The following is a 26,237-nucleotide window of genomic DNA, read 5'->3' on the forward strand; positions in this document are numbered from 1 at the left end:
TCACCGGGGTTGCAGCTGGTCGAGCCGGGACAGGATGACACCCTCGCGCAGCGCCCACGGGCAGACCTCGAGCGCGGGCAGGTTGAACAGGTCGAGGACGGCGTCCGCGACGACCGCACCGGCGAGCAGCTGGGACGATCGTCCCGCCGACACCCCGGGCAGCTCGGCCCGCTCCTCGGCCGACATCTTGGTCAGCTTCGGCATCCATTCGGCCAGATCGTCGCGGCCCAACGTGCGAGGGACGTACGGCCCGTCGTCCGAAGGCGCCGCACCGGTGATCCGGGCCAGCGAACGGAACGTCTTGCTGGTCGCCACGGCGCGCTGCGGCCGGCCCGCGCGCAGCACGCCCCCCGCGACGGCCGCCATCTCCATCCGGACCCGCTTGCGCAGCGCCCGTACCTCGTCCTTGTCCGGCGGATCCGCGGTCAGGCCCTCCCGGGTCAACCGGCCGGCGCCGAGCGCAACCGAGACCGCGACCGTCGGCTCCTCGTCGGACCCGGCGGCGATCTCCAGCGAGCCGCCTCCTATGTCGAAGACCGCCAGCCGGCCGGAGGACCAGCCGAACCACCGGCGGACCGCGAGGAACGTCAGCCGGGCCTCGTCCTCGCCGCTCAGCACCTGCAGGTCGATCTCGGTTTCCTTCCGGACCCGGTCCAGCACCTTGTCGCCGTTCGGCGCCTCGCGCAGCGCGGAGGTCGCGAACGCCAGCACCGACTCACAACCCTTGTCCTCGGCCAGCACGGTCGCTTCCTTGATGAACTCGATCAGCCCGTCGGAGCCGGACTGCGCGATCTTGCCGTCCTTGTCGAGGTGCTCGGCGAGCCGCAGCTCGGTCTTGTGCGAGTACGCAGGGTAGGGCGCGGCACCACGATGCGCGTCCACCACCAGCAGGTGGACGGTGTTGGATCCCACGTCGAGTACGCCGAGCCGCATACCCTCACGCTACTGGACGGCAGGAGTAGCGGCGCGTTCCGGAGTCTTCGTTCACGGTTGTGCGGCTCGGGCGCGTACGCTTTCCAGGTGCCTGAGGTTTCTCTCGATTTCCCCCGCGCCTGGGTCGAGTTCGTCGACCCGGAAGACGCCGACCAGGTCTTCCGCTGCGACGTGACCTGGCTGACCTCCAACTGGAGCTGCATCTTCGGTGGTGGCTGCCAGGGGATCTACAAGGGCCGTCCGAACGACGGCTGCTGCACGCTCGGCGCGCACTTCTCCGACGCCGACGACGAGAAGCGGGTGAAGAAGTACGTCAAGGAGCTCGGCAAGGAGGACTGGGAGTTCCGCAAGGAAGGCCGGGCCAACGGCTGGGTGGAGACCGACGACGAGGGCGAGCGCAAGACCCGCGTCTGGGAAGGTGCCTGCATCTTCCTGAACCGCCCGGGTTTCAGCGGTGGCGCCGGCTGCGCGCTGCACGGGCTGGCCCTGAAGCGCGGCGTGCACTTCGTCGAGACCAAGCCGGACGTGTGCTGGCAGCTCCCGATCCGCCGGACGTTCCGCGAGGTCGAGCGTCCGGACGGGACGTCGTACACCGAGGTCGGGATCGCTGAGTACGACCGGCGCGGCTGGGGCCCGGGTGGGCACGACCTGGACTGGTACTGCACCGGGAACACCGAGGCGCACATCGCCGTCGAGCCGGTCTTCGAGTCCAGCAAGGTGGAACTGCAGACCCTGATGGGCCTGAAGGCGTACGACGTGCTCGCGGACCTGTGCCGTCAGCACCTGGAGGCGGCGCGTCCGCTGCTGCCGCACCCGGCGTCGAAGTAGCCGCGACACACCCCTGGGTGTGCCGCCCGTGGGCGCGGGGTCAAGAATGACAGGCATGCGTCTGGATCATCTGTCGTACGCCGCCGGGCCGGACGGTTACCGGGCCACCGTCGAGCGCTTGTCCGCGGTGCTCGGTGCGGAGTTCGTGGACGGTGGGGTGCACCCGCGGTTCGGCACCGTGAACCACATCCTGCCGCTGGACAACGACCGGTACATCGAGGTCGTCGACGTCCTGGACCACCCGGCCTCGGACAAGGCTCCGTTCGGCCAGGCGGTCCGCGCCCGTAAGGAGCTCGGCGGCGGCTGGCTCGGGTGGGTGGTGGCCATCGGCGACATGCCGGCGATGGAGAAGCGCCTCGGCCGGCAGGCGGTCCCGGGCAACCGGCACCGGCCGGACGGGGTGAACCTGACCTGGCAGCAGATCGGCGTCAAGGGCCTGATCGCGGATCCGCAGCTGCCGTTCTTCGTGCACTGGGACGACCTCGCCGAGCACCCGTCGATCGGTGGCAAGGACGTGAAGCTCACCGCGCTGGAGATCGCCGGCGACCCGGTCCGGGTCACCGACTGGATCGGCCACCCCGCCGATCACCTCCTCGACGACCTCGACGTCGCCTGGGTCGGCCCGAGCGGCCAGCCCGGCCTGGTCGCCGCCGTGTTCAACACACCGAACGGCATCGTCCGGCTGTAGTGCTCAGTGGATGTTCTCGAGCTCGAGGAGTGACGTCTCGAGGTGCCCGAGCATGCGTTGCAGGTGCGGGACGGTCCGGCGGCAGCCGATCAGCCCGAAGTGCAGCTGCTGGTCGTAGCTCGTCACGCTGATGTTCAGCGCCTGCCCGTTGAGCACGATGCTCGCCGGGTACATCCCGAGCAGCCGTGACCGGTTCCAGTACAGCGGGCTCTCGGTCGGCCCCGGCACGTTCGAGATCACCACGTTGTACGGCGGCGTCGTACGGCCCGCCACTCCCGGCAGCACCGCGGCCGGTCCGGCCACGCCGAAGCCGAGCGCGCCGACGATCAGGTTCTGCAGCGGGCTGAGCCCGGACAGTACACGCTTGGCCCGCGCGGTCGATGCCATGATCCGGCGGATCCGGCGCTCGGGATCAGCGAGGTCGGTGGCAAGGTCGGCGATCAGCGTGGACAGCGAGTTGCCCCCGCCCGGCGCGTCGTCGCGGCCGCGCAGCGACACCGGCACCATCGCCGTCAGCGCCTTGTCCGGCAGGGCGTCCAGCTCGAGCAGATAGTTGCGCAGAGCCCCTGAACACATCGCCAGCAGTACGTCGTTCAGCGTCGCGCCGGTGATCGCGCGGACCTTCTCCAGCCGCTCGATCGGCCAGGACTGCGCCGCGAACCGCCGGGCGCCGGTCACGCCCTGGTTGAAGATCGTCTTCGGGGCCTGGAACGGCATCGTCGAGTGCAGCAGGCTCTGCAGACCGGCCAGCGGCAGCCCGGCGAGATCCGTGAGCGTCCGCATCGCGCCGCCCGGGATCCGCGCCATCGACGGCAGCCACCCGGCGCCCGGGCGGGGCTCGGTGGCCTTCGGCGGCAGCGCGTAGGTGGCCGGCATCCCGATCCGGTCCGGGTCGGTGGTGAGGGTGTCCTGCATCCAGCGGAGCGCGGTGACACCGTCGATCATCGAGTGGTGGATCTTGCTGTAGATCGCGAACCGGCGGCCCTCGACGCCCTCGATCAGGTACATCTCCCAGAGCGGGCGGTGCCGGTCCAGGAGGGTGCCGTGCAGGCGACTGGTGAGCTCGAACAGTTCGCGGTATCGGCCGGGGCGGGGCAGTGCGGACAGCCGGACGTGGTACTCGAGGTCGATCTCGTCGTCCTGCTCCCAGGACCAGTACCCGAGGTCGACGGGCCGGTTGCGGACCCGGCGCGCGAACAGCGGGTTCACCTCGGGCGCCGCGACCAGGTCCTGGAACAGCCGGGAAACGAAATCCCGCGAGATCTCCGGGAACACGTGGTCCCGCCCGGCGCCTTCGGGGAGCTCGAACAGCATCAGCCCACCGACGTGCATCGGCTGCTCCCGGGTCTCACCACCGAGGAACATCGCGTCCAGGGGCCCCACCGCGGTCATCCGTCCTCCGCTCGTCGGGCCCATCCTCGCCGCTGGGTGGAGGTTCAGTCGAGGGGGCGGTAGTTCACGCCGAGCTTCGCGATCCGCGCGAGGTGCGGGCGGAGGCGGGTGACGAACTCGTCGTACGAGACCTTCGGGGAGCCCCAGGCCCGTTCGGCGAAGGCGGACAGTCGCGGCAGCAGCATGTAGCCGACCTGCTCCGGGCCTTCCATGTACTCGGTCCAGATCTGGCACTGGGTCCCGATGATCAGCGCCTGCTCCTCATCGGTGAGCGCCTCCGGGAGCACCTCGAAGTCGTACACCTTCTTCAGCGGGATGTTGCCGCCGATCGCCAGCGGCTCGGTCGCCGGGTCGTGCTGGTAGTAGTCGAAGTACACCGACTCGCACGGCGCCATCACGACCTGGTGACCGGCCTTCGCCGCGACCTCGCCGCGCTGCGCGCTCCGCCAGGCCATGATGACCGCGTCCTTCGGGCAGTCGGTCTCGACCATCTCGTCCCAGCCGACCAGCCGGCGCCCTTCCCCGGCGAGCACCTCGGCGACCTGCGCGGTGAACCAGCCCTGCAGCTGCCCGGGCTCGTCCAGCCCGAGCTCGGTCTGCCGCTTCCGCGCTTCCTCCGACTCGGCCCACTGCACCGACGGGCACTCGTCGCCGCCGAGGTGGATGTACTCGCTCGGGAAGATCTCCAGCACCTCACGCAGCACGGTCTTCACGAACTCGACCGTCGCGTCGTTCACGTTCAGCACGTCGTCGCTGATGCCCCAGTACTGCCGCACGGTCAGCTGCTGGTCCGGGTGGTTCCCCAGCTCCGGGTACGCCGCGATCGCGGCCTGCATGTGACCGGGCAGATCGATCTCCGGTACGACGGTGATCCCGCGCTCGGCGGCGTACGCGACGATCTCGCGCAGGTCGGCCTTGGTGTAGAACCCGCCGTGCCGCGTGCCGTCGTAGGTGAACTCGGTCTGGCCGTGCGACATCTTGCCGACCATGGTCTCGGCCCGCCACGCGCCGATCTCGGTGAGCCTCGGGTACGCCTCGATCTCGACCCGCCAGCCCTGGTCGTCGGTGAGGTGGAAGTGCAGCACGTTCAGCCGGTGCAGCGCGAGCACGTCGATGACCTTGAGGACGAAGTCCTTCGGCATGAAGTGCCGCGAGACGTCCAGCATCATCCCGCGCCAGGCGAATCGCGGCGCGTCCGCGACCCGAGCCAGCGGTATGGCGACCTTGCCATCCTCAGCGGGCTCAGCGGCCTCGACCAGCTGCGCGTACGTCGTCTCCGCGTGCCGCAGCGCCTCCTCGGAACCGGCCGACAGCCGGGCACCGTCGGCGGTGATGTCGATGCGGTACTCGGTCGGGTCGAGGTTCTCGACCACGTCCCGGACGGCCTCGCCGACCGGGTCGGCGCTGATCCACCGCCCTTCGTCGACGGTGAGTTCTCGCGGGGCAGGGACGATCGCGATGTCGGACATCCGGACTCCAGGGGGAAGCGCGGCTCGAATTATGTCAGGACGATCCTATATCCGTCCGGAACTGCGCAGAACCCATGATGTCGAGCACAAACAATCGATCTACCTTCGCTGTCAGGTTCATGAGAGGGTTTGCCCGTGACAAGCGAGCGGCAGCGATCAACCCTGCGGGTGCTGGTGGCGAGCAATGCGCTCGGAGGCGTCGCGACGGCGAGTGGTTTCGCGGTCGCCGCACTGCTCGCGGAGAACGTGTCCGGGTCGACGTCACTGGCCGGACTGGTGGCCACGTCGACCACGCTGGGTGCGGCCGCAGTCGCCGTACCGCTGGCTGGTCTGGCGCGGTCGCGCGGCCGACGGGTCTCGCTGGCGACCGGCTATCTGATCGCCTGTGTCGGTGCAGTGCTGACGATCGTCGCCGCGCAGGCCGGCTCGCTGCCCTTGCTCTTGCTGGCCGGTTGTCTGTTCGGGAGTGGCTCGGCCTCCAACCTGCAGTCCCGGTACGCCGCGACCGACGGCGCCGACCCGAGCCGGGTCGCCCGTTCGCTGGGCGTGGTCGTCTGGGCGACCACCATCGGCGTCATCGTCGGCCCGAACCTGACGGGTGTCGGCGGTTCGGTCGGGGCGTCGCTCGGCATCCTGGCGCTGGCGGGGCCGTACGTGTTCTCGGTGATCGCCTTCGGCCTGAGCTCCGCGACCGTGTGGGTCGGAATGCGCAGCCAGGTCCGGCCGGAGCGGGTGGAGCGCCAGCCACTCGCCCAGACCTTCCGGCAGGTGATGAGCATCCCGCACGCCCGCCTCGGTCTGCTCGCCATCGCGACCGCGCATGCGGTGATGGTCGGCGTGATGTCGATGACCTCGGTGCACCTGCGGCACCACGGCGCCTCGCTGACCATCGTCGGTTTTGTCATCAGCGGGCACGTCGCCGGGATGTACGCGCTGTCCCCAGTCACCGGCTGGATGGCCGACCGGCTCGGCCGCATCCCCACGATCGGCATCGGCCTCGGCATCCTCGCCGTCGCGATGACGCTGGCCGCGGTCGCCCCCGACGACGCCCATGCGCTCACCGGACTGGCTCTGTTCACGCTCGGCCTCGGGTGGTCGGCCTGTCTGGTCGCCGGGTCGACGCTGCTGTCCCGTTCCGTCCCGGACGGCATCCGGACGTCGGCCCAGGGTCTGTCCGACCTCACGATGGGCGTCCTGGCTTCCCTTTCGGGCACAGCTGCCGGCCCGGTCCTCGCCACCCTCGGCTTCCACTGGCTGGCGGTCTTCTGCGGCATCTTGCTCGTCCCGGCAGCCCTGCTCGCCGCTACGACCAAGCAGGTCGTAGCTAGGGTTTAGCGGGTGAGCATCGCCGAGGGTGGGATTCCGAGCCCGAACATCTGGCACCACCCGAAGGTGTACGAGATCGAGAACCGGGCGGTCGACCCGGACGGCGTGATCGAGCCGGCCATGCGGGCAATCCGGGACTGGACCGGCGCGACGGTGCTCGACATCGGCTGCGGGACCGGGTTCCATCTGCCGACGTTCGCCGCGACCGCCGGACGGGTGATCGGCGTCGAACCGCACGGTGCCCTGGCCGAGGCCGCGCAACGCCGTACGCGCGCCTTGCCGAACGTCGAAGTCCGCCAGGGTACGGCGCAGCGCCTGCCGGTGCCGGACGCGTCGATCGACGTGATGCATGCGCGCTGGGCGTACTTCTTCGGCCCTGGGTGTGAGCCCGGACTGGCCGAACTCGACCGGGTGATGCGCCACGGCGGGACCGCGTTCGTGATCGACAACGACGGGAGCCGGTCGACGTTCGGGGAGTGGTTCAGGACGTCGTACCCGATGATCAAGGCGCCCGAGGTGGAGCGGTTCTGGACCGACCGGGGCTGGCACCGGACGCCGCTGGACATGGGCTGGCGGTTCGAGTCCCGGGCCGACCTCGAAGCGGTGGTCAAGATCGAGTTCACCCCGAAGGACGCCCGCCGGATCCTCGCCTCGCACCGGGGCTCCGAGGTCGACTACGCGATCAACCTCTGGAGCAGGACCTTCTGAACGACACTCTGTGTGCCTGCGAGCGGACCTCTTGGCCTCATAGGGTTAACGAACCACTCGACGGGGCTTTCTGGGGAGGCGCCAGCCACGGATGGACGGACTGCTGCTCGAAAGCGTGCCGGGGCTGCCGGAGCGTCTCCGGATCGACGTCGGTGAGCAGCGTGCGGTCGTCGTACCCAATGTCAGCGATCGGCGCCGCCTCGCCGACATCGTGACCGGACTGGACGAGCCACCGACCGGTGCGATCGTCCTAGCTGGCGGACTGGTCCGGCTGGTCCCCGCGGAAGGCGGACTGCTTCCGCACCTCACTGTGCTCGACAACGTGATTCACGGCCACCGCACCGCGCATCCGGTCACCAAACAAGCGGCCCGAGAACAAAGCCGGGTAATGGCGACGAACTGCGGTCTCGAGGACATCCTGGACCGCTACCCCCACGAGATCACCCCTGGCCGCCGTCGACTCACCGGTGTGGCCCGGGCGCTCAGCGCCTACCCGCGGGTGATCGTGCTGGAGGACGCGACCGGCCTACCGACCTGGGGATCGCTGCTGTCCATCCGCCCGAACCCCGACCTCCCGTCCGTCGCTCTGCTGCTCATCACCACCAGCACGACCCGTACGACCGGATTCGTCGATGCGGACTAGTCGTCGGGCGTTCCTGGGGACCGCAGCCACCTTGCTGGTCGCCGGCTGTTCGAGTGACGTGCTGGGACTGCGGCGTGCGGTCCGCGTGGCCGTCAGCTGGAGTGGGCAGGAGCTGCGCGCGTTCCACAAGGTCCTCGACGGTCTCGGCTCACTGAGCTACCCGGTCGAGGTCGTACCGCTCGGCGACGACATCTCCACCGCGTTCGGCGCCCGGACCACGCGGCGACCGGACATCGTCATGCTGCCGCAGCCCGGTCTGGTCCCCCGCCACCTCAACGACCTCGAGCAGATGCCGGACGACATCGCTCCACTCGGTCGAGCACGTCTGTGGAAGGAGCTCCTGGTCCACGACGGCACGACGTACGGCGTGCCGTTCAAGACAGCGCACAAATCAGCGGTCTGGTACCGGCCCTCGGTGTTCGCGAAGGCCGGCGTACAACCGCCTCGGCAGTGGGCGGAGTGGCTTGAGCTCAACCGAACGCTGACGCAGGCCGGGATCACACCGCTGTCGCTGGCCGCGGGTGACGGCTGGGTGCTGACCGACTTCCTGGAGAACATCCTGTTGGGTATCGCGCCGTCGGTGTACGCAGGTCTTGCGACGGCCGCAGACCCGCGTCCGTCGCAGCAGCCACAGTTCGGCGCCGCGCTGCGGCTGCTCGGGACGATGTGGTCCGCGCCGGATGCGCTGGCGGGTGGAGTGAAGGGGTCACTGGTCCAGCAGTTCCCCGACGCGCTGGTGGAGGTGTTCGGCCATCGCAGGGCGGCCATGGTGCTCGCCTCCGACTTCGCCGAACCAGTGGCCCGGACGTTCGCGGCAGACCCCGAGGACATCGACCTGTTCACGTTCCCGCCGATGAATCCGGGAGCAGCAGCACCGGTGGTCGTCGGCGGCGACGTGATGGTGCTGCCGAAGCCCACCACGGACGACGCCCGCGACCTGGTACGCCGGTTGTCCGCACCAACTGCCGCGGACCCGTGGATCAAGGAAGGTGGCTTCCTGGTGGACGGCCGGACCTCCGGCTACTCCTCGGAGCTCACCCTGCTCGCCGAACAGCTGGCCGCACCTGGTGAGCAACTCCAGTTCGATCTGTCCGACCGGCTCGGCCGGATCGGCGACATCAACGGGCTGTGGCGGGTGCTGACCGACTTCCTGATCGCGGTCGGCGGGCGCGGCCCGCTCGTCGTACCTACTGCGGTGGACGACGCGATCGAAGCGCTGCGGAAGGTGGAGGAGGGCTGATGGGACTGCACACCCACGGCCTGTCTCTCGAGGTCGTCGGCCGCGAGATCACCGGCCGCCCTGTCCCTGGCAGACCACGCCGCCCGGCCGGACCGTACCTGCTCGGCCTGCCGGCGTTGCTGCTCAGCTGCCTGCTGCTCGTACCGATCGGGTTCACCGTGGCGGCGGCGTTCCGGACACCGAGTGGTTTCGGGCTCGGCAACTTCGCAGTGATGGGCGACCCCGGCGCACTGCATGCCGTGGGCAACAGTCTGCTGTGGGTCCTCGTGGCGTTCGCGACCGTGGCGGTCGGGTTTGCCCTTGCATTGTTGAGTTATCGGCTCCCTGCGGTCACCACGTTCCTGCAGCCCGCGCTGGTGATCCCGTTCGCGGTGTCGGTGCTGGTGTCCGGTGCGACGTTCCGGCTGCTGTTCGACCCGACGCCAGAGCGTGGGACGGTCACGGCGGTCTTCACGCGACTGTTCGGTTCGAGTCAGGTCTGGCTGGGCCCTGGTCTGTTCTGGCTGGTGCTGGTGTCCGCCTTCGGCTGGACCTGGCTCGGGTACGTCGTCTCGCTGTTCCGCGCCGGTCTGGACGCCATACCGGACGACGTGACCCGCACGATGACAGCGGAGGGCGTGCGCGGGTGGCGGCGAGTGCGGGCGCTGGAGATCCCGTTGCTGCGGCCCATCACCGGCGTGGTCACGCTGACAGTTGTCATCGCGGCAGTGCGGGTCTTCGACCTGGTACTGATCGTCGTACCGGGGTCTATGCAGCGGTCTGCCGACGTACTCGGGCTGAACTGGTGGCGTGCGACAACGACCGGTGGAGACACCGGACGCACGGCAGCACTGGGTCTCGTGCTGTTCGCGATCGTCGCGGCAGTCGGGCTGATCGGAGTACGCGGTCTTCGTCGGCGCCGGTGGGCGATGCCGGTGACCGTCGTCCGGCCGGATTCCTCACTGGAGCGGCCGAAACCAGGCAGAGCGGTACGCCGGTACGGCTGGCTGATCGGCTTCGCTGTCGCGCTGGTGTGGATCTTCCCGGCCGTCATCCTGGTCGCGACCGCACTGCACTCACCACGCGAGGCAGGTGTCCGCGGCTGGTGGTCGCTGTCCGGACTCGGGTTCTCCTCCTTCGCAGCGGCCGCTAACGTCGGGCTCTTCCGGGCGCTGCTGTCCACGCTGATCATCGCGGGCGCAGCGACAGCAGTCCTGCTCGTGATCGCCGTACCGACTGCTTACCTGGTCGCCTGGGGCGGTCTGCCGACCCGACTCGGCCGCGTGGTGATGGCGGTCTTCGTAGTACTCGCAGTCACGCCAGTCCAGATGTACGCCGCTCCGCTGCGAGACGCGATCGATGCGGCTGGACTGGCCGGGTCCCGGATCGCCTTGGCGCTGGTACATGCGGCCGCGGGTCTGCCGTTCGCCGTACTGCTGCTGCGGTCCGCGTTCGCGTCAGCCCCGCCGGCGTTGGTTTCTGAAGCGCTGCAGGGGCCTGTGCGGCAGAGCGCCGTACTGGCGACTGTTCAGCGCACGTATCGCCCCGCGCTGATCGCCGTAGCGGTGCTGGAGTTCGCATTGGTCTGGAACGACTTCATCGTCGGCTTCCTGATCAGCGGCCCGGGTACGACGCCTTTGTCGCTGGTGTTGTGGGGTGAGGCGCGCCAGTTCTCCGCATCGAGCGGACCGGTCGCTGCCGCGGCTGTGGTCGCTTCAATTGCGCCGGTGGTGCTGATGCTGTCGTTCTGGCGGACCGTGGTGCGCGGACTGACGACGGGGAGCCGGCCATGAGTGAAGAGCCGAAACCACCTGAAGAGCCAGCAGAACAGCCGCCTGGGCAAGAGCCAGAGCGACGGGAGGAGACGTCCCGGACTCGCCGCTTCCAGCTCATCATCGGGACGGTCGCGTCCGCGCTCCTGACCGGCCTTGCCTCGGAGCTGCTGAACCAGAGCCTCGACAGCGGTGGTGTGGTGCAGTGGGTCGGCCTCGGCATCACAGCACTGCTCGGCGTGATCACGATCGTCCAGTACGGCCCGACACTCCGGCACGCAGGACACGACGTACCAGGCACTCCTGAGCTTCGTACGGCTGCCGATGAGGCCGAGCAGTGGATGATCGCTCTCGGTTCAGAGGCCGGTGGGATGTCCGCGGCCGAGTGGTACGAGAACAACCAGGTGCAGCTCCTCAAGCTTCTGGTGGACGAGAAGGCGCGTACCGACACCATCGACGACTATGCGCGGATCTGCGACGCGCTGGAGGCCTGGTACGTACGACGTGCCGATCCGGAAGCGCTGCTGCAATTGAGCGAGCTGCTGAGCGCTGCCGCCGAAGCGTGCGCGCGCCGGGACCTGGCCGAGCTCGGTGCGGCACGCGCGGCAACGGCGTACCGGATGATGGGTGACCTGGATACGGCCAGCACGCGACTCGGCATCTCCGACAACGTCGCGACCCACAACCGGACAGCGGCCGCGCTGACGACCCGGCGCCAGGTCGAACGTGCACTGCTCCACCTGGCCCGCGCCGACCGCTCACCGGCCGGCAACGATCGCGACGAGGCCGTCCTCAACGCCCGCGACCGGCTCGACGACGCACGCCTGAGCCGGCCCGGACCCGACCTCGCCGCCGAGATCGCGATCGGCATCAACCTCGCCGTCGTGCACCTCTACCGGCAGGACGCCGAAGCGGCGCTCGACCAGCTGCGACCGGCCCTCGCTCGCGCAGCCGCTGCCGGTGACCTGAGCGCACAGGCCCACGCACTGGAGCTGATGGGTGGGGCCGCGTGGATCCAGCGCAACAAGCACGAGGCCGCCAGCCGCTGGACGCACGCGGCACACCTGTACGGCGAGGTCGACGAGCGCGAAGGCCACGCCCGATGCCTCCAGCATCTCGGCTCCGCGGAAGTCATCACCGGCCGCCACGACGCCGCTCTCGACCACCTGGAACAGAGCGCGATGCTGCGCACCTCGGAGAGCGAGATCCTGACGAAGTACCTCGCCGCCGCCCGCCAGGCCTCCGAACCACCCGTCGTCGAGGACGACCTGCCACACCTCGTGGCGGCCGGCTGGCTCAAGCGCGTGCGTGACTTCTTCACGCGATGAACCGAATTGTCGGGGCCGTCACCTAGGTTGGTCCCCATGGCGAAGGCGGCGACTCAGGCGAAGGGCAAGCCGGCGTACGCGTGCTCGGAGTGTGGCTGGACCTCCGCGCGCTGGATCGGTCGGTGTGGTGAGTGCCAGGCCTGGGGGACGGTCGCCGAGGTCGGCGCGCCGAAGGCCGCGCGGATCACCGCGGGCCCGGTGTCGTCGCCGGCGATGCCGATCGCCAAGGTGTCCGCGATCGAGGCCGAGTCCCGCCCGACCGGGATCGGCGAGCTCGACCGGGTGCTCGGCGGCGGCGTCGTACCGGGCGCGGTGATCCTGCTCGCGGGTGAGCCCGGCGTCGGGAAGTCCACGCTGCTGCTGGAGGTCGCGGCGCAGTCGGCGCGCGGCGGCCAGCGGACGTTGTACGTCTCGGGTGAGGAGTCGGCCGCGCAGGTCCGGCTCCGGGCCGGGCGGACCGACGCGCTGGTCGACGAGCTGTACCTCGCGGCCGAGACCGACCTGTCCGCGGTGGTCGGCCAGGTCGACGCGGTCGAGCCGTCGTTCCTGGTGATCGACTCGGTGCAGACCATGGCGCACCCGGAGGTCGACGGCGCCCCGGGTGGTGTCACGCAGGTCCGTGAGGTGACCGGTGCGCTGGTCCGGCTCGCGAAGGAACGGCACATCGCGGTCGTGCTGGTCGGCCACGTGACCAAGGAAGGCGCGATCGCCGGTCCGCGGATGCTCGAGCACCTGGTCGACGTGGTGCTCGCCTTCGACGGCGACCGGCACTCCGGGTTCCGGATGGTGCGCGCGACCAAGAACCGGTTCGGCCCCTCGGACGAGGTGGGCTGCTTCGACATGGTCGACACCGGGATCGTCGAGGTCACCGACCCGACCGGTCTGTTCGTCTCCGAGCACGCCGAGCCCGTCGCCGGGACGTGCGTGACGGTGATGATGGAGGGCCGCCGCCCGCTGCTCGCCGAGGTGCAGGCCCTGGTCGGCCCGTCGGCAGCGCCCCAACCACGCCGTACGACGTCGGGCCTGGAGTCGTCGCGGGTCGCGATGGTGCTCGCCGTCCTCGGGAACCGCGTCGGCCTGAAGCTGACCGACCAGGAGGTGTACGTCGCCACGGTCGGCGGCGTGAAGATCACCGAGCCGGTCGCGGACCTGTCGGTGGCGATCGCGGTCGCGTCCTCGGTGATGGACAAGCCGATCCACCCCGGGCTGATCGCGATCGGCGAGGTCGGGCTGGCCGGTGAGGTGCGTCGCGTCGGCGGTCTGGAGAAGCGGCTCGCGGAGGCGGCACGCCTCGGGTTCACCAAGGCGATCGTGCCGGCCGACATCCCGAACCGGAGCAAGGACATGAAGCCGATGGACATCCAGAAGAAGTACGGCCTGCGCACCTTCGCGGCCCCGGACCTGCCGTCCGCGCTGATGGCCGCCGGTCTCGCCTGACGGGCTGTGGTGCTCGCCACAGGTGAGACGGGGGATCACCAGCAGGCGGACCGGGAACGTACTCTGGGGACCGCCCCCGCCGGGTTCAGCGTCGAACCCGGGCGTCCCCCGGATGACTGCAGGAGCACCTGATGACCGGATCAAGAGTTGTCGCGCTCGGCCACTACCAGCCGGAACGGGTGCTCACCAACGACGAGCTCGCCACCATGGTCGAGACCAACGACGAGTGGATCCAGAGCCGGGTCGGCATCCGGGAACGCCGGATCGCGGCGCCCGACGAGTCCGTCGACGAGATGGCCTGGCGGGCCGCCGACAAGGCCGTCGCGAACGCCGGCATCGACGTCACCGAGATCGACTACGTGGTGGTCGCGACCTGCACCGCGATCGACCGGTCGCCGAACATCGCGGCCCGCGTCGCCGCCCGGCTCGGCCTCGGCAACCCGGCCGCCATCGACGTGAACACCGCCTGCTCGGGTTTCGCCTATGCGATGGCGACCGCCGACCAGGCGATCCGCGCCGGCGCCGCGAGCAAGGCGCTGGTGATCGGCGTGGAGAAGCTCAGCGACTGGACGGACTGGACCGACCGCACCACCTGCGTGCTGATCGGTGACGGCGCCGGCGCCGCCGTACTGGTGGCCAGCGACGAGCCGGAGATCGGCCCGGTCGTCTGGGGCTCGGTGCCGGAGATGTCGGACGCGGTCCGGATCGAGGGCCGCGAAGGCCCGTTCCAGCAGGAGGGCCTGAGTGTCTTCCGCTGGGCCACCACGCAGCTGCCGGAGATCGCCCAGCAGGTCTGCGCGAAGGCCGGCCTGAAGCCCGAGGAACTCGGCGGCGTCGTCCTGCACCAGGCGAACCTGCGGATCATCGAGCCGCTCGCGAAGCGCCTCGGCGCGGTCAACGCGGTGGTCGCCAAGGACGTCGTGGAGTCCGGCAACACCTCGGCCGCGAGCATCCCGATCGCGCTGTCGAAGCTGGTCGAGAAGCGCGAGATCCCGAGCGGCGCGCCGGTACTGCTGTTCGGATTCGGCGGCGGTCTGTCGTACGCCGGTCAGGTCATCCGCTGCCCCTGACGCGGCAGGCGTCGTACCGCTCCGGCCTTCGTCCACGCGGGAAAGCCGGAGTGCACGGTCCGGATGCACGGGCTGGTGCACGCGCACCGGCGGTTGCAAACCGTAGCGCGGCCGGTGCTCACGTGCGGGCAGCAGATATCCGCGCAACAGCGTCCGCAGGACCGCATAGACTCAGGTTCCGTGGCACCGAACACGGACAAGAACAGCACCGGCGCCCGGCTGCGCGCGACGCTCGCGGCGGTGGCACCCGGCACCGAGCTGCGCGAAGGCCTGGAACGGATCCTGCGCGGGCGAACCGGCGCACTGATCGTGCTCGGTCATGACAAGGCCGTCGACGCGATCTCGACCGGCGGCTTCGAGATCGACGTCGAGTTCACGGCGACCGGATTGCGCGAGCTCAGCAAGATGGACGGCGCGATCATCCTCGACCGCGACGCGACCCGGCTGATCCAGGCCGCCGTCCACCTGATGCCGGACCCGGCGATCGTCACCCAGGAGACCGGCACCCGGCACCGGACCGCCGACCGGGTCGCGCGGCAGACCGGGTTCCCAGTGATCTCGGTGTCGCAGTCGATGCACATCATCGCGCTGTACGTCGACGACCAGCGCTACGTGCTCGAGGACTCCGGAGCGATCCTGTCCCGCGCGAACCAGGCGCTGGCCACGCTCGAGCGGTACAAGCTGCGCCTCGACGAGGTGTCCGGGACGCTGTCCGCCCTGGAGATCGAGGACCTGGTCACCGTCCGCGACGTGGCCGCGGTCGCGCAGCGGCTCGAGATGGTCCGCCGGATCGCCACCGAGATCGACGGGTACGTCGTCGAGCTCGGCACCGACGGCCGCCTGCTCACTCTGCAGCTCAACGAACTCGTCGCCGGAGTCGCCGGCGAACGCGAACTGGTGGTCCGCGACTACCTCCCGCCCGCGACCGGCCGCCGCCCGAAGACCGCCGACGACGTACTCGGCGAACTCGACGCGGTCTCCCCCGGCGACCTGCTCGACATCGGCCAGGTGGCGCGGGCTCTGCAACTCGGCGGCGCCGAGCAGCTCGACGCGGCGGTCACCCCGCGCGGCTACCGCCTGCTCGCCAAGGTGCCGCGCCTGCCCGGTGCGGTGATCGATCGCTTGATCGACCACTTCGGCCACCTGCAGAAGTTGCTCGCAGCAAGCATCGACGACCTGCAAACCGTCGAAGGAGTCGGCGAGAACCGCGCCCGCACCGTCCGCGAAGGCCTCTCCCGCCTAGCCGAATCCAGCATCCTCGAACGCTACGTCTGACCCACCGAGCCGAACCGACGCTCAACCACCCCCAGCACGAGGAGGGTTATCCCCTCGCGCTGGGGGTTCTTCGTTGGTAGACGAGCAGAGAACCCCCACCACCAGGGGATAACCCCGGGTTGCGGGGACAGGTAGGTCGGGGTAATACTCCAGGTGGAACATTTCGTGTGGAACAATCCGAGTGGAGCACCATGGCTGACCTCACCCCGCTGGCGATCTCGGTGCTGGCGTTGCTCGAGGAGCGGTCGATGCACGCTTATGAGATGTACCAAGTGCTGATCACGCGCCACAACGACCGGCTGCTCAAGGTCCGCCCGGGCTCGCTCTACCACACCGTCGAGCGGCTGGCCGGCCAGAAGTACGTGCGCGCGATCGGCACCGAGCGCGCCGGCAACCGCCCCGAGCGCACGACGTACGAGATCACTCCGGAGGGCTCCGAGGCGCTGAAGTCGCGGGTGGAGACCGCGATCGAGGAGTACGCCTACGAGTACCCGCTGTTCCCGGTGGTGCTGAGCGAGGCGCACAACCTCGACCCCGAGGACGCCGTACTGCGGTTCCGCCGCCGCGTCGCGGACCTCGAGATGCAGCTCACCGAGATCGACGACGCGCTCGCCGGCGCCGCGGCCCGGTGCGTGCCCGAGCCGTACTGGATGGCCGGCAGCTACGTCCGCGGCCAGCTCGCGGCGGAGCGGGACTGGCTCGCCACCACCATCGAACGTATCGAGAGCAAGGACCTGGAATGGCAACCCCGCAGAACCAAGACGCAGTGAGGCTGGAGGTCCGGCCCTGGCCGGCCTTGTGGGCGCTGGTGCTCGGCTTCTTCATGATCCTGGTCGACTCGACCATCGTCTCGGTCGCCACCCCGGCGATCCTCGAGGACTTCGGGTCCGACGTCGGCACGGTGGTCTGGGTGACGAGCGCCTACCTGCTCGCGTACGCCGTCCCGCTGCTGATCACCGGGCGGCTCGGTGATCGGGTCGGCCCGAAGAAGCTCTACCTGACCGGGTTGGCGTTGTTCACGCTGGCGTCGGTCTGGTGCGGTCTGACCAACACCATCGAGATGCTGATCGTGGCCCGGGTCTTCCAGGGGCTCGGCGCCTCGATGATGACGCCGCAGACGATGGCGGTGATCACCCGGATCTTCCCGCCGAACCAGCGCGGCCGCGCGATGAGCCTGTGGGGCGCGACGGCCGGCGTGGCGACGCTGGTCGGCCCGATCCTCGGCGGCGTACTCGTCGACGGACTCGGCTGGCAGTGGATCTTCTTCGTGAACGCACCGGTCGGCCTGGTCGGGTTCGTCCTGGCGATGCGCCTGGTGCCGAACCTGCCGACACACAAGCACAAGTTCGACCTGATCGGTGTCGCACTGAGCGCGGTCGGGCTGTTCCTGCTGGTGTTCGGGATCCAGGAGGGACAGAAGTACGACTGGGGCCAGATCAAGGGCCCGATCTCGGTCTGGTCGCTGATCATCTCGGGCGTGGTCGTGCTGGCGATCTTCGTCTTCTGGCAGTCCCGGACCCGCGGCGAACCGTTGCTGCCGCTCGGCCTGTTCAAGGACCGCAACTTCTCGCTGGCGAACGTCGCGATCACCACCGTCGGGTTCGCGATCACCGCGATGGCGTTCCCGCTGATGCTGTGGGCGCAGGCGGTCCGCGGTCTGTCCCCGACCCGCGCGGCGCTGCTGCTGGTGCCGATGGCGGTCATCTCCGGCGCGTTGGCGCCGTGGGTCGGCCGATTGGTCGACCGGACGCCGCCGCGGTTCATCGCCGGGTTCGGACTGCTGTGCTGCTCGGTGTCGATGTTCTGGATGAGCCAGGTGATCGAGCCCGACGTACCGATCTGGGAGCTGCTGCTGCCGATCGCGCTGCTCGGTGTCGCGAACGGCTTCATGTGGGCCCCGATCGGTACGACGGCCACGCGGAACCTCCCGATGCACCAGGCCGGGGCGGGCGCCGGCGTCTACAACACGACGCGGCAGGTCGGCGCCGTCCTCGGTAGCGCGAGTATCGCCGTACTGATGGAGTCGCGGCTGGCGCACAACCTGCCGAGGCTCGCGGGCGGTGGCGCGCCGACGGGTGAGGGGTTCTCCGGTGGGAAGCTGCCTGAGGTCGTTCGTCAGGGGTTCAGTGACTCGATGGCGCAGTCGCTGATCCTGCCGGCGATCGTGTTGCTGATCGGACTCGCCGCGGCCTTGATGTTCACGGCCCCGACCTACCTGCGCAAGCAGGCCGACGCGACGCAGCCTGCCGCCGAAGCGAGCTGATCAGACGACCTGGAAGGCCTGGGCTCCGGACAGGCGCCCGTCGTACTCGGCCTTGACGACATAGGTGCCAGGCTTGGCGACCGGTTGACCCGGCAGGCAGCCAGGCCTGGACCGCTGTCCGTTCCACGGCACGGTGACCGCCGCTTGCTTGCCCTTGGCAACGACGAGGGTGGCGGTCTGGATCGCCTTCTCGCACTGCGTGGAGCTCCAGATCAGGTCGTTGCCCGAGGTCACCGTGACTGTCAGCCGGTCGGCGCCGATGGTTGCCTTGCACGCGTCGCTGACCGGGGTCAGCTGGACGACGAAGTTCAGCGCGGAGCCGGAGGCGATCTTCCGGTTCGCGGGCAGTGCGTCGATGCGGACGTCGGCGCCCTTGCACGGCTGGTCCCCGGGCGGTGTCGTCCGGGTCGGCTTCGGAGTGGACGTCGGCGTGGACGTCTGGGTGGACGTCGGCGTCGTACTGGGAGTGCTGCTGAGCGAGGTGCTCGGCGCGCTGGCCGGCGGCGCGCCCGTCGGGTTCGGCTGCGGGTCGGTCGAGGCGGCGTCCTTGGTGTCGTCGCCACCACCGGCGAACAGGCGCGAGATCAGGAAGATCAGCACAACTACGACCGCGAGCACCAGTCCCCGGCGGAACCAGTACACGCTGGCGGGCAGGTGCCCGACCGGACGGAGCAGGCTGCTCATGAAGCGCACTCTAATATCGGCTCTGTGCTGGACCACTCAGGCTCGCCGTTAGCCGGCGCTCTCCATGACCTCCATGACACAGTGCTGACCTGGTACGACGCCAACAAGCGCACCCTCCCGTGGCGGGAGCCGGACGCCGGGGCGTGGGCGGTCATGGTCAGCGAGTTCATGCTGCAGCAGACACCGGTCACTCGGGTGCTGCCGGCGTACCAGCGGTGGATGCAGCGGTGGCCGAAGCCGGTGGACCTGGCCACAGAGGCTCCTGGTGAGGTTGTGCGGGCCTGGGACCGCCTCGGGTACCCCAGGCGTGCACTCCGGCTACACGCAGCGGCTCAGGCGATTGTGGAGCGTCACGGTGGCGAGGTACCGGACGACCATGCAGACCTGCTCGCGTTGCCCGGCGTCGGCACCTACACCGCCGCCGCGATCGCGTCCTTCGCCTACGGCCAGCGGCACGCCGTCGTCGACACCAACGTCCGCCGCGTCCTCGCGCGCGCCCTGACCGGTGTCGCCCAGCCGAGCATCTCCCCCACCGCCGCGGACCAGCGCCTCGCGGTCACCGCCCTGCCGGCCGACGAACGCACCGCCGCCCGCTGGGCCGTCGCCTCGATGGAGCTCGGCGCCCTGATCTGCACCGCCCGTACGCCGCGCTGCGCCGACTGCCCGATCCAGTCCCAGTGCGCCTGGGTGCTCGCCGGCAGCCCGCCGTACGACGGCCCTCCGCGCCGCGGCCAGACCTACGAAGGCACCGACCGCCAGGCCCGCGGCCGCCTGCTCGCGGTACTGCGCTCTGCGGCAGCCACCGTGCCGAAGTCCGAGCTCGATGCCTGCTGGCCGGATGCGGTGCAACGCGAGCGCGCCCTGGACGGTCTGGTCGCCGACGGCCTCGTCGAGCCACTGGACCGGCAGATGTACCGCCTACCTGGGTAAATACCTGAGAGGCCGGCTCGTGGAGCGAGCCGGCCTCTCAGGTGGTGTTTCTTCAGTTCTTCTTGCTACCGGAGGTGGCGTCCGCGTCGTCCTCGGCCAGCAGGTCGAGCGGCATCGCCGGGCTGCCGGACAGCGTCGCCAGCATCTGGCGAACGTTGGTCAGCTGCGCGTTGATGCTGTCCCGGCGCTGGGTCGCGGCCGCGAGCTCACGCTCGGACTCGGCACGGATCCGCTCGGACTTGTCCTTCGCGGCGGCGACGATCTCCTGGGCCTGCCGGTTGGCGTCGGCCAGCTGCTGCTGCGACAACCGCTCGGCCTCGGAACGCGACCGGTCGGCCTCGCGCTGCACCTGCGCGGCGCGGTCGGTGACGGCGGCCAGCTGCTGCTCGGCCAGCGCGGTCCGGGCGGCGAACTCCTGCTCGACCTTGCCCCGGCGCTCGGCCAGGGTGGTCTCGAAGGCGGCCGCGGCCTGAGCGGACTTGGCCCGCTCCTGCTCGTACAGCGCCTGGGCCTCGCTGCGGCGCGCGGTGGCGTCGCGCTCGGCCTCGTCACGCATGTCGTCGGCCTGGGTCCGGGCCTCCTCGAGGATCCGGGCGGCCTCGGCGTCGACCTCGCTCTTCCAGTCCAGCGAGTACTGCTCGGCCTCCTTGCGGACCTTCTTGGCGTGCGACTCACCGTCGGCGACGATCGCCTCGGCATCGGTGCGCGCGCGGGTCACCAGGTCACGGGCCTCGTCGTCGGCCAGCGACAGGATCTTCGCGACCCGCTCACCGAACTCGGTGAACGTCGGGGCACGGTCCTTGGAGTCCTCCTGGGCGGAGATGACGGCCGCCTCCGCCGCGTCCGTGCGGGACTGCAGCTCCTGGACGTGCCGCTGCAGCTGCTCCGACTGCTGCTGCAGAGCGGTCAGGGAGGTGGTCAGCTCACGGATGTGCTGATCCACCTGGGCAGGCTCGTAGCCACGCAGAACGGTACGGAACGGGGTTGGGCTTTCACTGCTCATGTTTTCCGATGCTCACTTCGATGGGTGGGTGGATCACACATTGTCACTGACAAGGATCTGACTGTCACGTCCTCATCCTGATTCCCCCGTGGAACCCTCACTGGAGGACATTCCACCACCTGGGCGGAACCCCGGTACAGCGAGTGCCTCGATCACACCCGAAAGCTGGGTGAGCTCCTTGGTGATCTCATCACGGCGCTGGTTCAACGCCGCGACCCTCGCCTCGGCGTCGGCGAGAAGTTTTCGGGCCTGGGCGCGCAGAGTATCGGAGTGCTCACGCGCCTGCGCCTCGATCTGCTGCGCTTCCGCGCGGGACTTGCGGATCAGTTCGTGCGACTGGCGCTGCGCCTCGGACAGGTCGTTGGCGGCGCGCTCCCGCAGTACCTGGGTGCTGGCCTCGGCCTCGGCCTCGCGGCGGTTCGCCCGCTCGATGATCTCCCGCGCGTCCTGGGCGGCCGAGTTCTTCAGCCGGTCGGCCCGGGTCTGCGCCTGGGCGGTGACCTTCTCGGCCTCCTGCTTGGCCGACGCGAGCGTCGACTCCGCCTGCTCGCCGGCCGAGTACAGCGTTGTCTCGGCGAGCTGGGTGAGCTCGGCGTTCTCCTTCGCGATCGTTTCCTGGGTCTGCTTCAGCCGGCTGGTCGAGCGGCCGACCACGCGGCGCAGGTGCGCACGCTTCTTGCGGAGGAGCTCGGCCGCATCGGCGGCGGCCTGGTCGCGGATCGCCTGCGCCTCGGACTCGGCGGCGCTGATCAGGTCGTCGACGGTCTTCCGGCTCCACAGCGTCTGCTTCTCGGCCTCGGCCAGCGCCGCCTCGGCCGCCTGGTTCGCCTCCTCGACGATCCGCTGCGCCTCGCCGGAGGCTGCCCGGCGGTCCGCCTCGATGGAGTCCACGACCAGCTTGGCCTGCGCCCGCGCGTCGGCCATCAGCCGCTCGTTACCGGCTTCCGCCTCGGCCTTGCGCTCGGCGATCTCGGCGATCGCCTCGTTCCGCAGCTTGTCGATCTCCAGCGAGATCGCGGCCAGCTTGGCCCGCTCGGTCTCCTCGAGCTCCGCCGTACGGCGCTCCACCTCGGTACGGTTCTGGCCGCGCAGCCGCTCGATCTCGGCGTGTGCCTCGGCGATCTCCACCCGGGACTTCTCCCGCGCGGTCTCGACCTCGCGCTCGACGGCGGCCCGCAGCTCACTCGCCTCGGACTCGGCGCGGGCGATCAGATCGGCCTCGTTGCGGACCGCGGCCTGCGACACCAGCGCGGCCTGCTCGCCGGCGTCGGCGACCAGCTGCTGCGCTTCCTTGCCGGCCCGCTCGACGGTCGACTGCGCCGACTCGCGCGCCATCTGCGCCTCGTCGAGGAGCTCGTCGGCCTCGTCCTTCACCCGGCCCGCTTCGACCTCCGCCGCCGCGACCCGGCGATCCGCCGCCGCCTGCGACTCGGCCCGCAGCTTCTCGGCCGCTGCTTCGCTGTCAGCCCGCAGCTTCTCGACCGCTGCCTCGGTCTCGGCCTGCAGCTGCGCCGCGGCCGTCTCCGAATCCGAGCGGCGCTTGGCCACCTCCTCGGCGACCGCCGCCCGGAGCTGCTCGGCGGCAGACTCCGACTCGAGCTTCAGGCGCTCGGCGATCGCAGCCGCCTCGCCGCGAACCCGCTCCGCTTCGGCAGTCGACTCCGCCGTCAGCGCGTCGGCCGCGGCGGCAGCGTCACGGCGTACCCGCTCGGCTTCGGCGGTGGACTCGGCGCGCAGCCTGTCGGCGGCCTCCTCGGCCTCGGAGCGGACCCGCTCCGCCTCGGACCCGGACTCGTTCCGGAGCTGCTCAGCGGCCCGCTCCGCGTCGTTCAGCACCCGCTGGGCGGCCGCCATCGCGTCCGCTCGAAGCTTCTTCGCCGCGCTGTCCGCCTCGGCCTTCAGCCGCTCGTTCGCGGCCCGGATCCGGCCGGCCTCGTCGCGGGCCACATCGTTCTCGTGCTCGGCCTGCTCGCGCAGCGTGTCGGCGATCCGCTGGGCCCGTTCGAGCACCCCGCCCGCCTGCCGCACGCCAAAGGAACCGGTGTCGGCGACCGGTTCCTGGGTCAGGGGCAGACGCGGCGCGTCCATGCGACGAGATGATTCCATTACCGGCCCCCTTTCCGACAGTCCGGGTCCGAACAGCGTGCTCACAGGGTTACAACGCGGTAGACAGGCGGTAGGTAACTGCTTCATCAGCAATCGGGCGATCTTCCCACCGATCCGAAGGCCGACGCGAGCGGACTCCGTACCGACTTGGTCACGCTCCGCAGGACGATACGACCAATCAGTAGCCTCCGCGCAATTCCCGCGTGTCCCCCGATACGCCAGCCCCAACCGCAGTACTGACTACCCGTCCAAACCCCCATCCGGCCTGGACCATTACCCCTTCCCGCCCCAGGCCGCCGCAACTCGAGCGGTTATCCCCTGGGGTTGGGGGTTCTCTGCTGGTCTACGAACGAAGAACCCCCAACGCAAGGGGATAACCGCTCATGCGCGAGTCGCGGCTGTAGCGCCGCGGCCGACGAGTCACGGTGGGCGGATGGGTGGGGTTTGGGGAGGAACCCGGCGATGCCGGATCGGCCGCGGGGGAAACGGCGTGGTCGCCGCAACTCTTGGGGAGTTGCGGCGACCACTGGGATTGCTTGGTGTTGGCCTCCGGGGCCTGCCTGCAGGGTTAGGAGTCCTGGAGGCCGGTGCCGGGGGTGCCGCCGGCGGCGAGGTCGGTGAGTTCCAGGTCGGACTCGGTCGACTTCTGGTTGCCGGTGAAGGTGAAGTACTCGGCCAGGCCGTCTTCGTTGACGGTGCCTTCCGGGGCCGCGTCCACCAGGACGATCTGGCCGGGGCGGAGTTCCCCGAACAGGATCTTCTCGGCGAGCACGTCCTCGACGTCGCGCTGCAGGGCGCGGCGCAGTGGGCGAGCACCCAGGACCGGGTCGAAGCCACGCTCGGCGACGAGCTTCTTGGCCGCCGGGGTGAGCTCGATGCCCATGTCCTTGTCCTTCAGGCGCTGCTCGATCTGGGCGACCATCAGGTCCACGATCCGGACGATGTCGTCCATCGTGTGCTGGTGGAAGACCACGATCTCGTCGACGCGGTTCAGGAACTCGGGACGGAAGTGCTGCTTGAGCTCCTCCGTGACCTTGCCCTTCATCTTCTCGTACGAGCCGCCGACGTCGTTCGCCTGCGCGAACCCGAGGCTCACCGCCTTCGCGATGTCCTTGGTACCGAGGTTCGTGGTCATGATGATGACGGTGTTCTTGAAGTCGACCACGCGGCCCTGGGCGTCGGTCAGGCGACCTTCGTCCAGGATCTGCAGCAGCGAGTTGAAGATGTCCGGGTGGGCCTTCTCCACCTCGTCGAACAGCACCACGCTGAACGGCTTGCGGCGGACCTTCTCGGTCAGCTGGCCACCCTCTTCGTAGCCGACGTACCCAGGAGGCGAACCGAACAGCCGGGAGGCCGTGTGCTTCTCCGAGTACTCCGACATGTCGAGGCTGATCAGTGCGTTCTCGTCACCGAACAGGAACTCGGTCAGCGCCTTGGACAGCTCGGTCTTACCGACACCGGACGGCCCGGCGAAGATGAACGAGCCGCTCGGGCGGCGCGGGTCCTTCAGGCCGGCGCGAGTACGCCGGATCGAGCGGGACAGCGCCTTGACCGCGTCTTCCTGGCCGATGTAGCGCTTGTGCAGCTCCTTCTCCATGTCCAGCAGTCGCGAGGACTCCTCCTCGGTCAGCTTGAACACGGGGATGCCGGTCGCGGTGCTGAGCACCTCGGCGATCAGCTCCTCGTCGACCTCGGCGACGACGTCCATGTCGCCGGCCTTCCACTGCTTCTCGCGCTCGGACTTCGCGTTGATGAGCTTCTTCTCGTCGTCGCGCAGCCGCGCGGCGCGCTCGAAGTCCTGCGCGTCGATCGCCGATTCCTTCTCCCGGCGAACGGTCGCGATCTTCTCGTCGAACTCGCGCAGGTCCGGCGGCGCCGTCATCCGGCGGATCCGCAACCGGGCCCCGGCCTCGTCGATCAGGTCGATCGCCTTGTCCGGCAGGAACCGGTCGGAGATGTACCGGTCGGCCATCTGGGCGGCGTTCACCAGCGCGGCGTCGGTGATCGTCACCCGGTGGTGCGCCTCGTACCGGTCGCGGAGGCCCTTGAGGATCTCGATCGTGTGTGCGATCGAGGGCTCGGCCACCTGGATCGGCTGGAACCGGCGCTCCAGGGCGGCGTCCTTCTCGACGTACTTGCGGTACTCGTCGAGGGTGGTGGCGCCGATGGTCTGCAGCTCACCGCGGGCCAGCATCGGCTTCAGGATGCTCGCCGCGTCGATCGCGCCCTCGGCCGCGCCGGCCCCGACGAGGGTGTGGATCTCGTCGATGAACAGCACGATGTCGCCGCGGGTGCGGATCTCCTTGAGCACCTTCTTCAGGCGTTCCTCGAAGTCACCGCGGTAGCGCGAACCGGCCACCAGGGCACCCAGGTCGAGGGAGTAGATCTGCTTGTCCTTCAGCGTCTCCGGGACGTCACCACGGACGATCTGCTGGGCCAGACCTTCCACGATGGCGGTCTTGCCGACGCCCGGCTCACCGATCAGGACGGGGTTGTTCTTGGTACGGCGGGACAACACCTGCATGACCCGCTCGATCTCGGTCTCGCGCCCGATCACCGGGTCGAGCTTCGCCTCACGAGCGGACTGGGTGTAGTTCCGGCCGAACTGGTCGAGCACCAGAGAGCTGCTCGGCGCACCCTCGGTGGGCGCACCGGCAGTGGTCGTCTCCTTGCCCTGGTACCCGCTCAGCAGCTGGATGACCTGCTGCCGGACCTTGTTCAGGTCCGCACCGAGCTTGACCAGGACCTGCGCGGCGACACCCTCACCCTCGCGGATGAGGCCGAGCAGGATGTGCTCGGTGCCGATGTAGTTGTGGCCCAACTGCAGGGCCTCGCGCAGGGAGAGCTCCAGCACCTTCTTGGCGCGGGGGGTGAACGGGATGTGCCCGCTCGGAGCCTGCTGCCCCTGGCCGATGATCTCCTCGACCTGGGAACGTACGGCCTCGAGCGAGATACCCAGGCTCTCGAGAGCCTTGGCGGCGACCCCTTCACCCTCGTGGATCAGGCCGAGCAGAATGTGCTCGGTCCCGATGTAGTTGTGGCTGAGCATCCTGGCCTCTTCCTGAGCCAGGACGACTACCCGACGGGCGCGGTCCGTAAATCGTTCAAACATCGCCAAAGCGCTCCTTGCCTCAGAGGAGTCGGACGTGCCGTGTTGGCCGAC

21 protein-coding genes are annotated in these 26,237 nt (G+C 69.5%); 14 read left to right on the forward strand and 7 right to left on the reverse strand.

Annotated features, from left to right (window positions below; translation table 11 throughout):
* On the reverse strand, positions 1-933 hold the full coding sequence (locus AC0662_RS32095) for a Ppx/GppA family phosphatase (protein WP_478305345.1): 933 nt from the start codon (positions 931-933) through the stop codon (positions 1-3).
* Between the two features lie 87 nt (positions 934-1,020).
* Between AC0662_RS32095 and AC0662_RS32100 the strand changes: the two genes are divergently transcribed.
* Both AC0662_RS32100 and AC0662_RS32105 read left to right on the forward strand, forming a co-directional pair.
* Positions 1,021-1,761 carry a DUF3109 family protein gene (locus AC0662_RS32100; protein ID WP_478305347.1) on the forward strand — a complete coding sequence of 247 codons (741 nt, stop codon included), beginning with the start codon at positions 1,021-1,023 and terminating at the stop codon, positions 1,759-1,761.
* Positions 1,762-1,816: 55 nt separating this feature from the next.
* Entirely contained in the window at positions 1,817-2,449 is a 633-nt protein-coding gene (locus AC0662_RS32105) for a VOC family protein (protein ID WP_452193332.1), read from the forward strand.
* A gap of 3 nt (positions 2,450-2,452) precedes the next feature.
* Here AC0662_RS32105 and AC0662_RS32110 read toward each other — a convergent pair whose 3' ends face one another.
* Both AC0662_RS32110 and AC0662_RS32115 read right to left on the reverse strand, forming a co-directional pair.
* On the reverse strand, positions 2,453-3,841 hold the full coding sequence (locus AC0662_RS32110) for a WS/DGAT/MGAT family O-acyltransferase (RefSeq protein WP_452193330.1): 1,389 nt from the start codon (positions 3,839-3,841) through the stop codon (positions 2,453-2,455).
* 44 nt (positions 3,842-3,885) lie between these two features.
* Positions 3,886-5,310, reverse strand: a complete 1,425-nt coding sequence (locus tag AC0662_RS32115; protein ID WP_478305349.1) for a beta-N-acetylhexosaminidase — start codon at positions 5,308-5,310, stop codon at positions 3,886-3,888.
* A gap of 135 nt (positions 5,311-5,445) precedes the next feature.
* Between AC0662_RS32115 and AC0662_RS32120 the strand changes: the two genes are divergently transcribed.
* From AC0662_RS32120 to AC0662_RS32170, 11 genes are all read left to right on the forward strand, one after another.
* Complete coding sequence (locus AC0662_RS32120) at positions 5,446-6,645, forward strand: MFS transporter (protein ID WP_452193326.1); 1,200 nt, start codon at positions 5,446-5,448, stop codon at positions 6,643-6,645.
* Positions 6,646-6,648: 3 nt separating this feature from the next.
* Positions 6,649-7,344: a class I SAM-dependent methyltransferase gene (locus tag AC0662_RS32125; RefSeq protein WP_452193324.1), complete on the forward strand. Its 696-nt coding sequence runs from the start codon at positions 6,649-6,651 to the stop codon at positions 7,342-7,344.
* Between the two features lie 91 nt (positions 7,345-7,435).
* Positions 7,436-7,987 carry a P-loop NTPase family protein gene (locus AC0662_RS32130; protein WP_452193322.1) on the forward strand — a complete coding sequence of 184 codons (552 nt, stop codon included), beginning with the start codon at positions 7,436-7,438 and terminating at the stop codon, positions 7,985-7,987.
* Complete coding sequence (locus AC0662_RS32135; protein WP_452193321.1) at positions 7,977-9,227, forward strand: ABC transporter substrate-binding protein; 1,251 nt, start codon at positions 7,977-7,979, stop codon at positions 9,225-9,227. The genes AC0662_RS32130 and AC0662_RS32135 overlap by 11 nt, the downstream gene beginning before the upstream one ends.
* Positions 9,227-10,999: a sugar ABC transporter permease gene (locus AC0662_RS32140; RefSeq protein WP_452193319.1), complete on the forward strand. Its 1,773-nt coding sequence runs from the start codon at positions 9,227-9,229 to the stop codon at positions 10,997-10,999. Before AC0662_RS32135 ends, AC0662_RS32140 begins: the two co-directional genes overlap by 1 nt.
* Entirely contained in the window at positions 10,996-12,306 is a 1,311-nt protein-coding gene (locus AC0662_RS32145; RefSeq protein WP_478305352.1) for a tetratricopeptide repeat protein, read from the forward strand. The genes AC0662_RS32140 and AC0662_RS32145 overlap by 4 nt, the downstream gene beginning before the upstream one ends.
* A 36-nt stretch (positions 12,307-12,342) precedes the next feature.
* On the forward strand, positions 12,343-13,743 hold the full coding sequence (radA, locus tag AC0662_RS32150; RefSeq protein ID WP_452193316.1) for a DNA repair protein RadA: 1,401 nt from the start codon (positions 12,343-12,345) through the stop codon (positions 13,741-13,743).
* A 131-nt stretch (positions 13,744-13,874) separates the two neighbouring features.
* The gene (locus tag AC0662_RS32155; RefSeq protein ID WP_452193314.1) at positions 13,875-14,813 is read left to right on the forward strand and encodes a beta-ketoacyl-ACP synthase III; all 939 of its coding nucleotides are present in this window, start codon (positions 13,875-13,877) and stop codon (positions 14,811-14,813) included.
* A gap of 180 nt (positions 14,814-14,993) precedes the next feature.
* Entirely contained in the window at positions 14,994-16,088 is a 1,095-nt protein-coding gene (gene disA / locus AC0662_RS32160; RefSeq protein ID WP_452193312.1) for a DNA integrity scanning diadenylate cyclase DisA, read from the forward strand.
* 191 nt (positions 16,089-16,279) lie between these two features.
* Positions 16,280-16,858, forward strand: coding sequence for a PadR family transcriptional regulator (locus AC0662_RS32165; RefSeq protein ID WP_452193310.1), 579 nt, complete (start codon positions 16,280-16,282; stop codon positions 16,856-16,858).
* Entirely contained in the window at positions 16,828-18,351 is a 1,524-nt protein-coding gene (locus AC0662_RS32170) for a DHA2 family efflux MFS transporter permease subunit (protein ID WP_478305355.1), read from the forward strand. The genes AC0662_RS32165 and AC0662_RS32170 overlap by 31 nt, the downstream gene beginning before the upstream one ends.
* On the opposite strand, the gene AC0662_RS32175 is transcribed toward AC0662_RS32170, so the two are convergent.
* On the reverse strand, positions 18,352-19,035 hold the full coding sequence (locus AC0662_RS32175; protein WP_452193307.1) for a hypothetical protein: 684 nt from the start codon (positions 19,033-19,035) through the stop codon (positions 18,352-18,354).
* A gap of 81 nt (positions 19,036-19,116) precedes the next feature.
* Between AC0662_RS32175 and AC0662_RS32180 the strand changes: the two genes are divergently transcribed.
* On the forward strand, positions 19,117-19,965 hold the full coding sequence (locus AC0662_RS32180) for an HhH-GPD family protein (RefSeq protein WP_478305357.1): 849 nt from the start codon (positions 19,117-19,119) through the stop codon (positions 19,963-19,965).
* A 52-nt stretch (positions 19,966-20,017) separates the two neighbouring features.
* Here AC0662_RS32180 and AC0662_RS32185 read toward each other — a convergent pair whose 3' ends face one another.
* From AC0662_RS32185 to AC0662_RS32195, 3 genes are all read right to left on the reverse strand, one after another.
* On the reverse strand, positions 20,018-20,968 hold the full coding sequence (locus tag AC0662_RS32185; RefSeq protein ID WP_452193303.1) for a DivIVA domain-containing protein: 951 nt from the start codon (positions 20,966-20,968) through the stop codon (positions 20,018-20,020).
* A gap of 72 nt (positions 20,969-21,040) precedes the next feature.
* Positions 21,041-23,056 carry a kinetoplast-associated-like protein gene (locus tag AC0662_RS32190; protein ID WP_478305359.1) on the reverse strand — a complete coding sequence of 672 codons (2,016 nt, stop codon included), beginning with the start codon at positions 23,054-23,056 and terminating at the stop codon, positions 21,041-21,043.
* 586 nt (positions 23,057-23,642) lie between these two features.
* Complete coding sequence (locus tag AC0662_RS32195; RefSeq protein ID WP_452193300.1) at positions 23,643-26,186, reverse strand: ATP-dependent Clp protease ATP-binding subunit; 2,544 nt, start codon at positions 26,184-26,186, stop codon at positions 23,643-23,645.
* Positions 26,187-26,237: the final 51 nt, after the last annotated feature.

The sequence above is a fragment of the Kribbella sp. NPDC043289 genome (genome assembly GCF_056436705.1).

What these genes read in the sequence shown, in the direction of transcription:
- AC0662_RS32170 (WP_478305355.1), top strand. Translation starts at nt 16,828, where the DNA reads ATGGCAACCCCGCAGAACCAAGACGCAGTGAGGCTGGAGGTCCGGCCC.
- AC0662_RS32145 (WP_478305352.1), top strand. Translation starts at nt 10,996, where the DNA reads ATGAGTGAAGAGCCGAAACCACCTGAAGAGCCAGCAGAACAGCCGCCT.
- AC0662_RS32195 (WP_452193300.1), bottom strand. Translation starts at nt 26,186, where the DNA reads ATGTTTGAACGATTTACGGACCGCGCCCGTCGGGTAGTCGTCCTGGCT.
- AC0662_RS32185 (WP_452193303.1), bottom strand. Translation starts at nt 20,968, where the DNA reads ATGAGCAGTGAAAGCCCAACCCCGTTCCGTACCGTTCTGCGTGGCTAC.
- radA (WP_452193316.1), top strand. Translation starts at nt 12,343, where the DNA reads ATGGCGAAGGCGGCGACTCAGGCGAAGGGCAAGCCGGCGTACGCGTGC.
- AC0662_RS32105 (WP_452193332.1), top strand. Translation starts at nt 1,817, where the DNA reads ATGCGTCTGGATCATCTGTCGTACGCCGCCGGGCCGGACGGTTACCGG.
- AC0662_RS32110 (WP_452193330.1), bottom strand. Translation starts at nt 3,841, where the DNA reads ATGACCGCGGTGGGGCCCCTGGACGCGATGTTCCTCGGTGGTGAGACC.
- AC0662_RS32135 (WP_452193321.1), top strand. Translation starts at nt 7,977, where the DNA reads ATGCGGACTAGTCGTCGGGCGTTCCTGGGGACCGCAGCCACCTTGCTG.
- AC0662_RS32165 (WP_452193310.1), top strand. Translation starts at nt 16,280, where the DNA reads ATGGCTGACCTCACCCCGCTGGCGATCTCGGTGCTGGCGTTGCTCGAG.
- AC0662_RS32190 (WP_478305359.1), bottom strand. Translation starts at nt 23,056, where the DNA reads ATGGACGCGCCGCGTCTGCCCCTGACCCAGGAACCGGTCGCCGACACC.
- AC0662_RS32155 (WP_452193314.1), top strand. Translation starts at nt 13,875, where the DNA reads ATGACCGGATCAAGAGTTGTCGCGCTCGGCCACTACCAGCCGGAACGG.
- AC0662_RS32095 (WP_478305345.1), bottom strand. Translation starts at nt 933, where the DNA reads ATGCGGCTCGGCGTACTCGACGTGGGATCCAACACCGTCCACCTGCTG.
- AC0662_RS32175 (WP_452193307.1), bottom strand. Translation starts at nt 19,035, where the DNA reads ATGAGCAGCCTGCTCCGTCCGGTCGGGCACCTGCCCGCCAGCGTGTAC.
- AC0662_RS32115 (WP_478305349.1), bottom strand. Translation starts at nt 5,310, where the DNA reads ATGTCCGACATCGCGATCGTCCCTGCCCCGCGAGAACTCACCGTCGAC.
- AC0662_RS32140 (WP_452193319.1), top strand. Translation starts at nt 9,227, where the DNA reads ATGGGACTGCACACCCACGGCCTGTCTCTCGAGGTCGTCGGCCGCGAG.
- AC0662_RS32130 (WP_452193322.1), top strand. Translation starts at nt 7,436, where the DNA reads ATGGACGGACTGCTGCTCGAAAGCGTGCCGGGGCTGCCGGAGCGTCTC.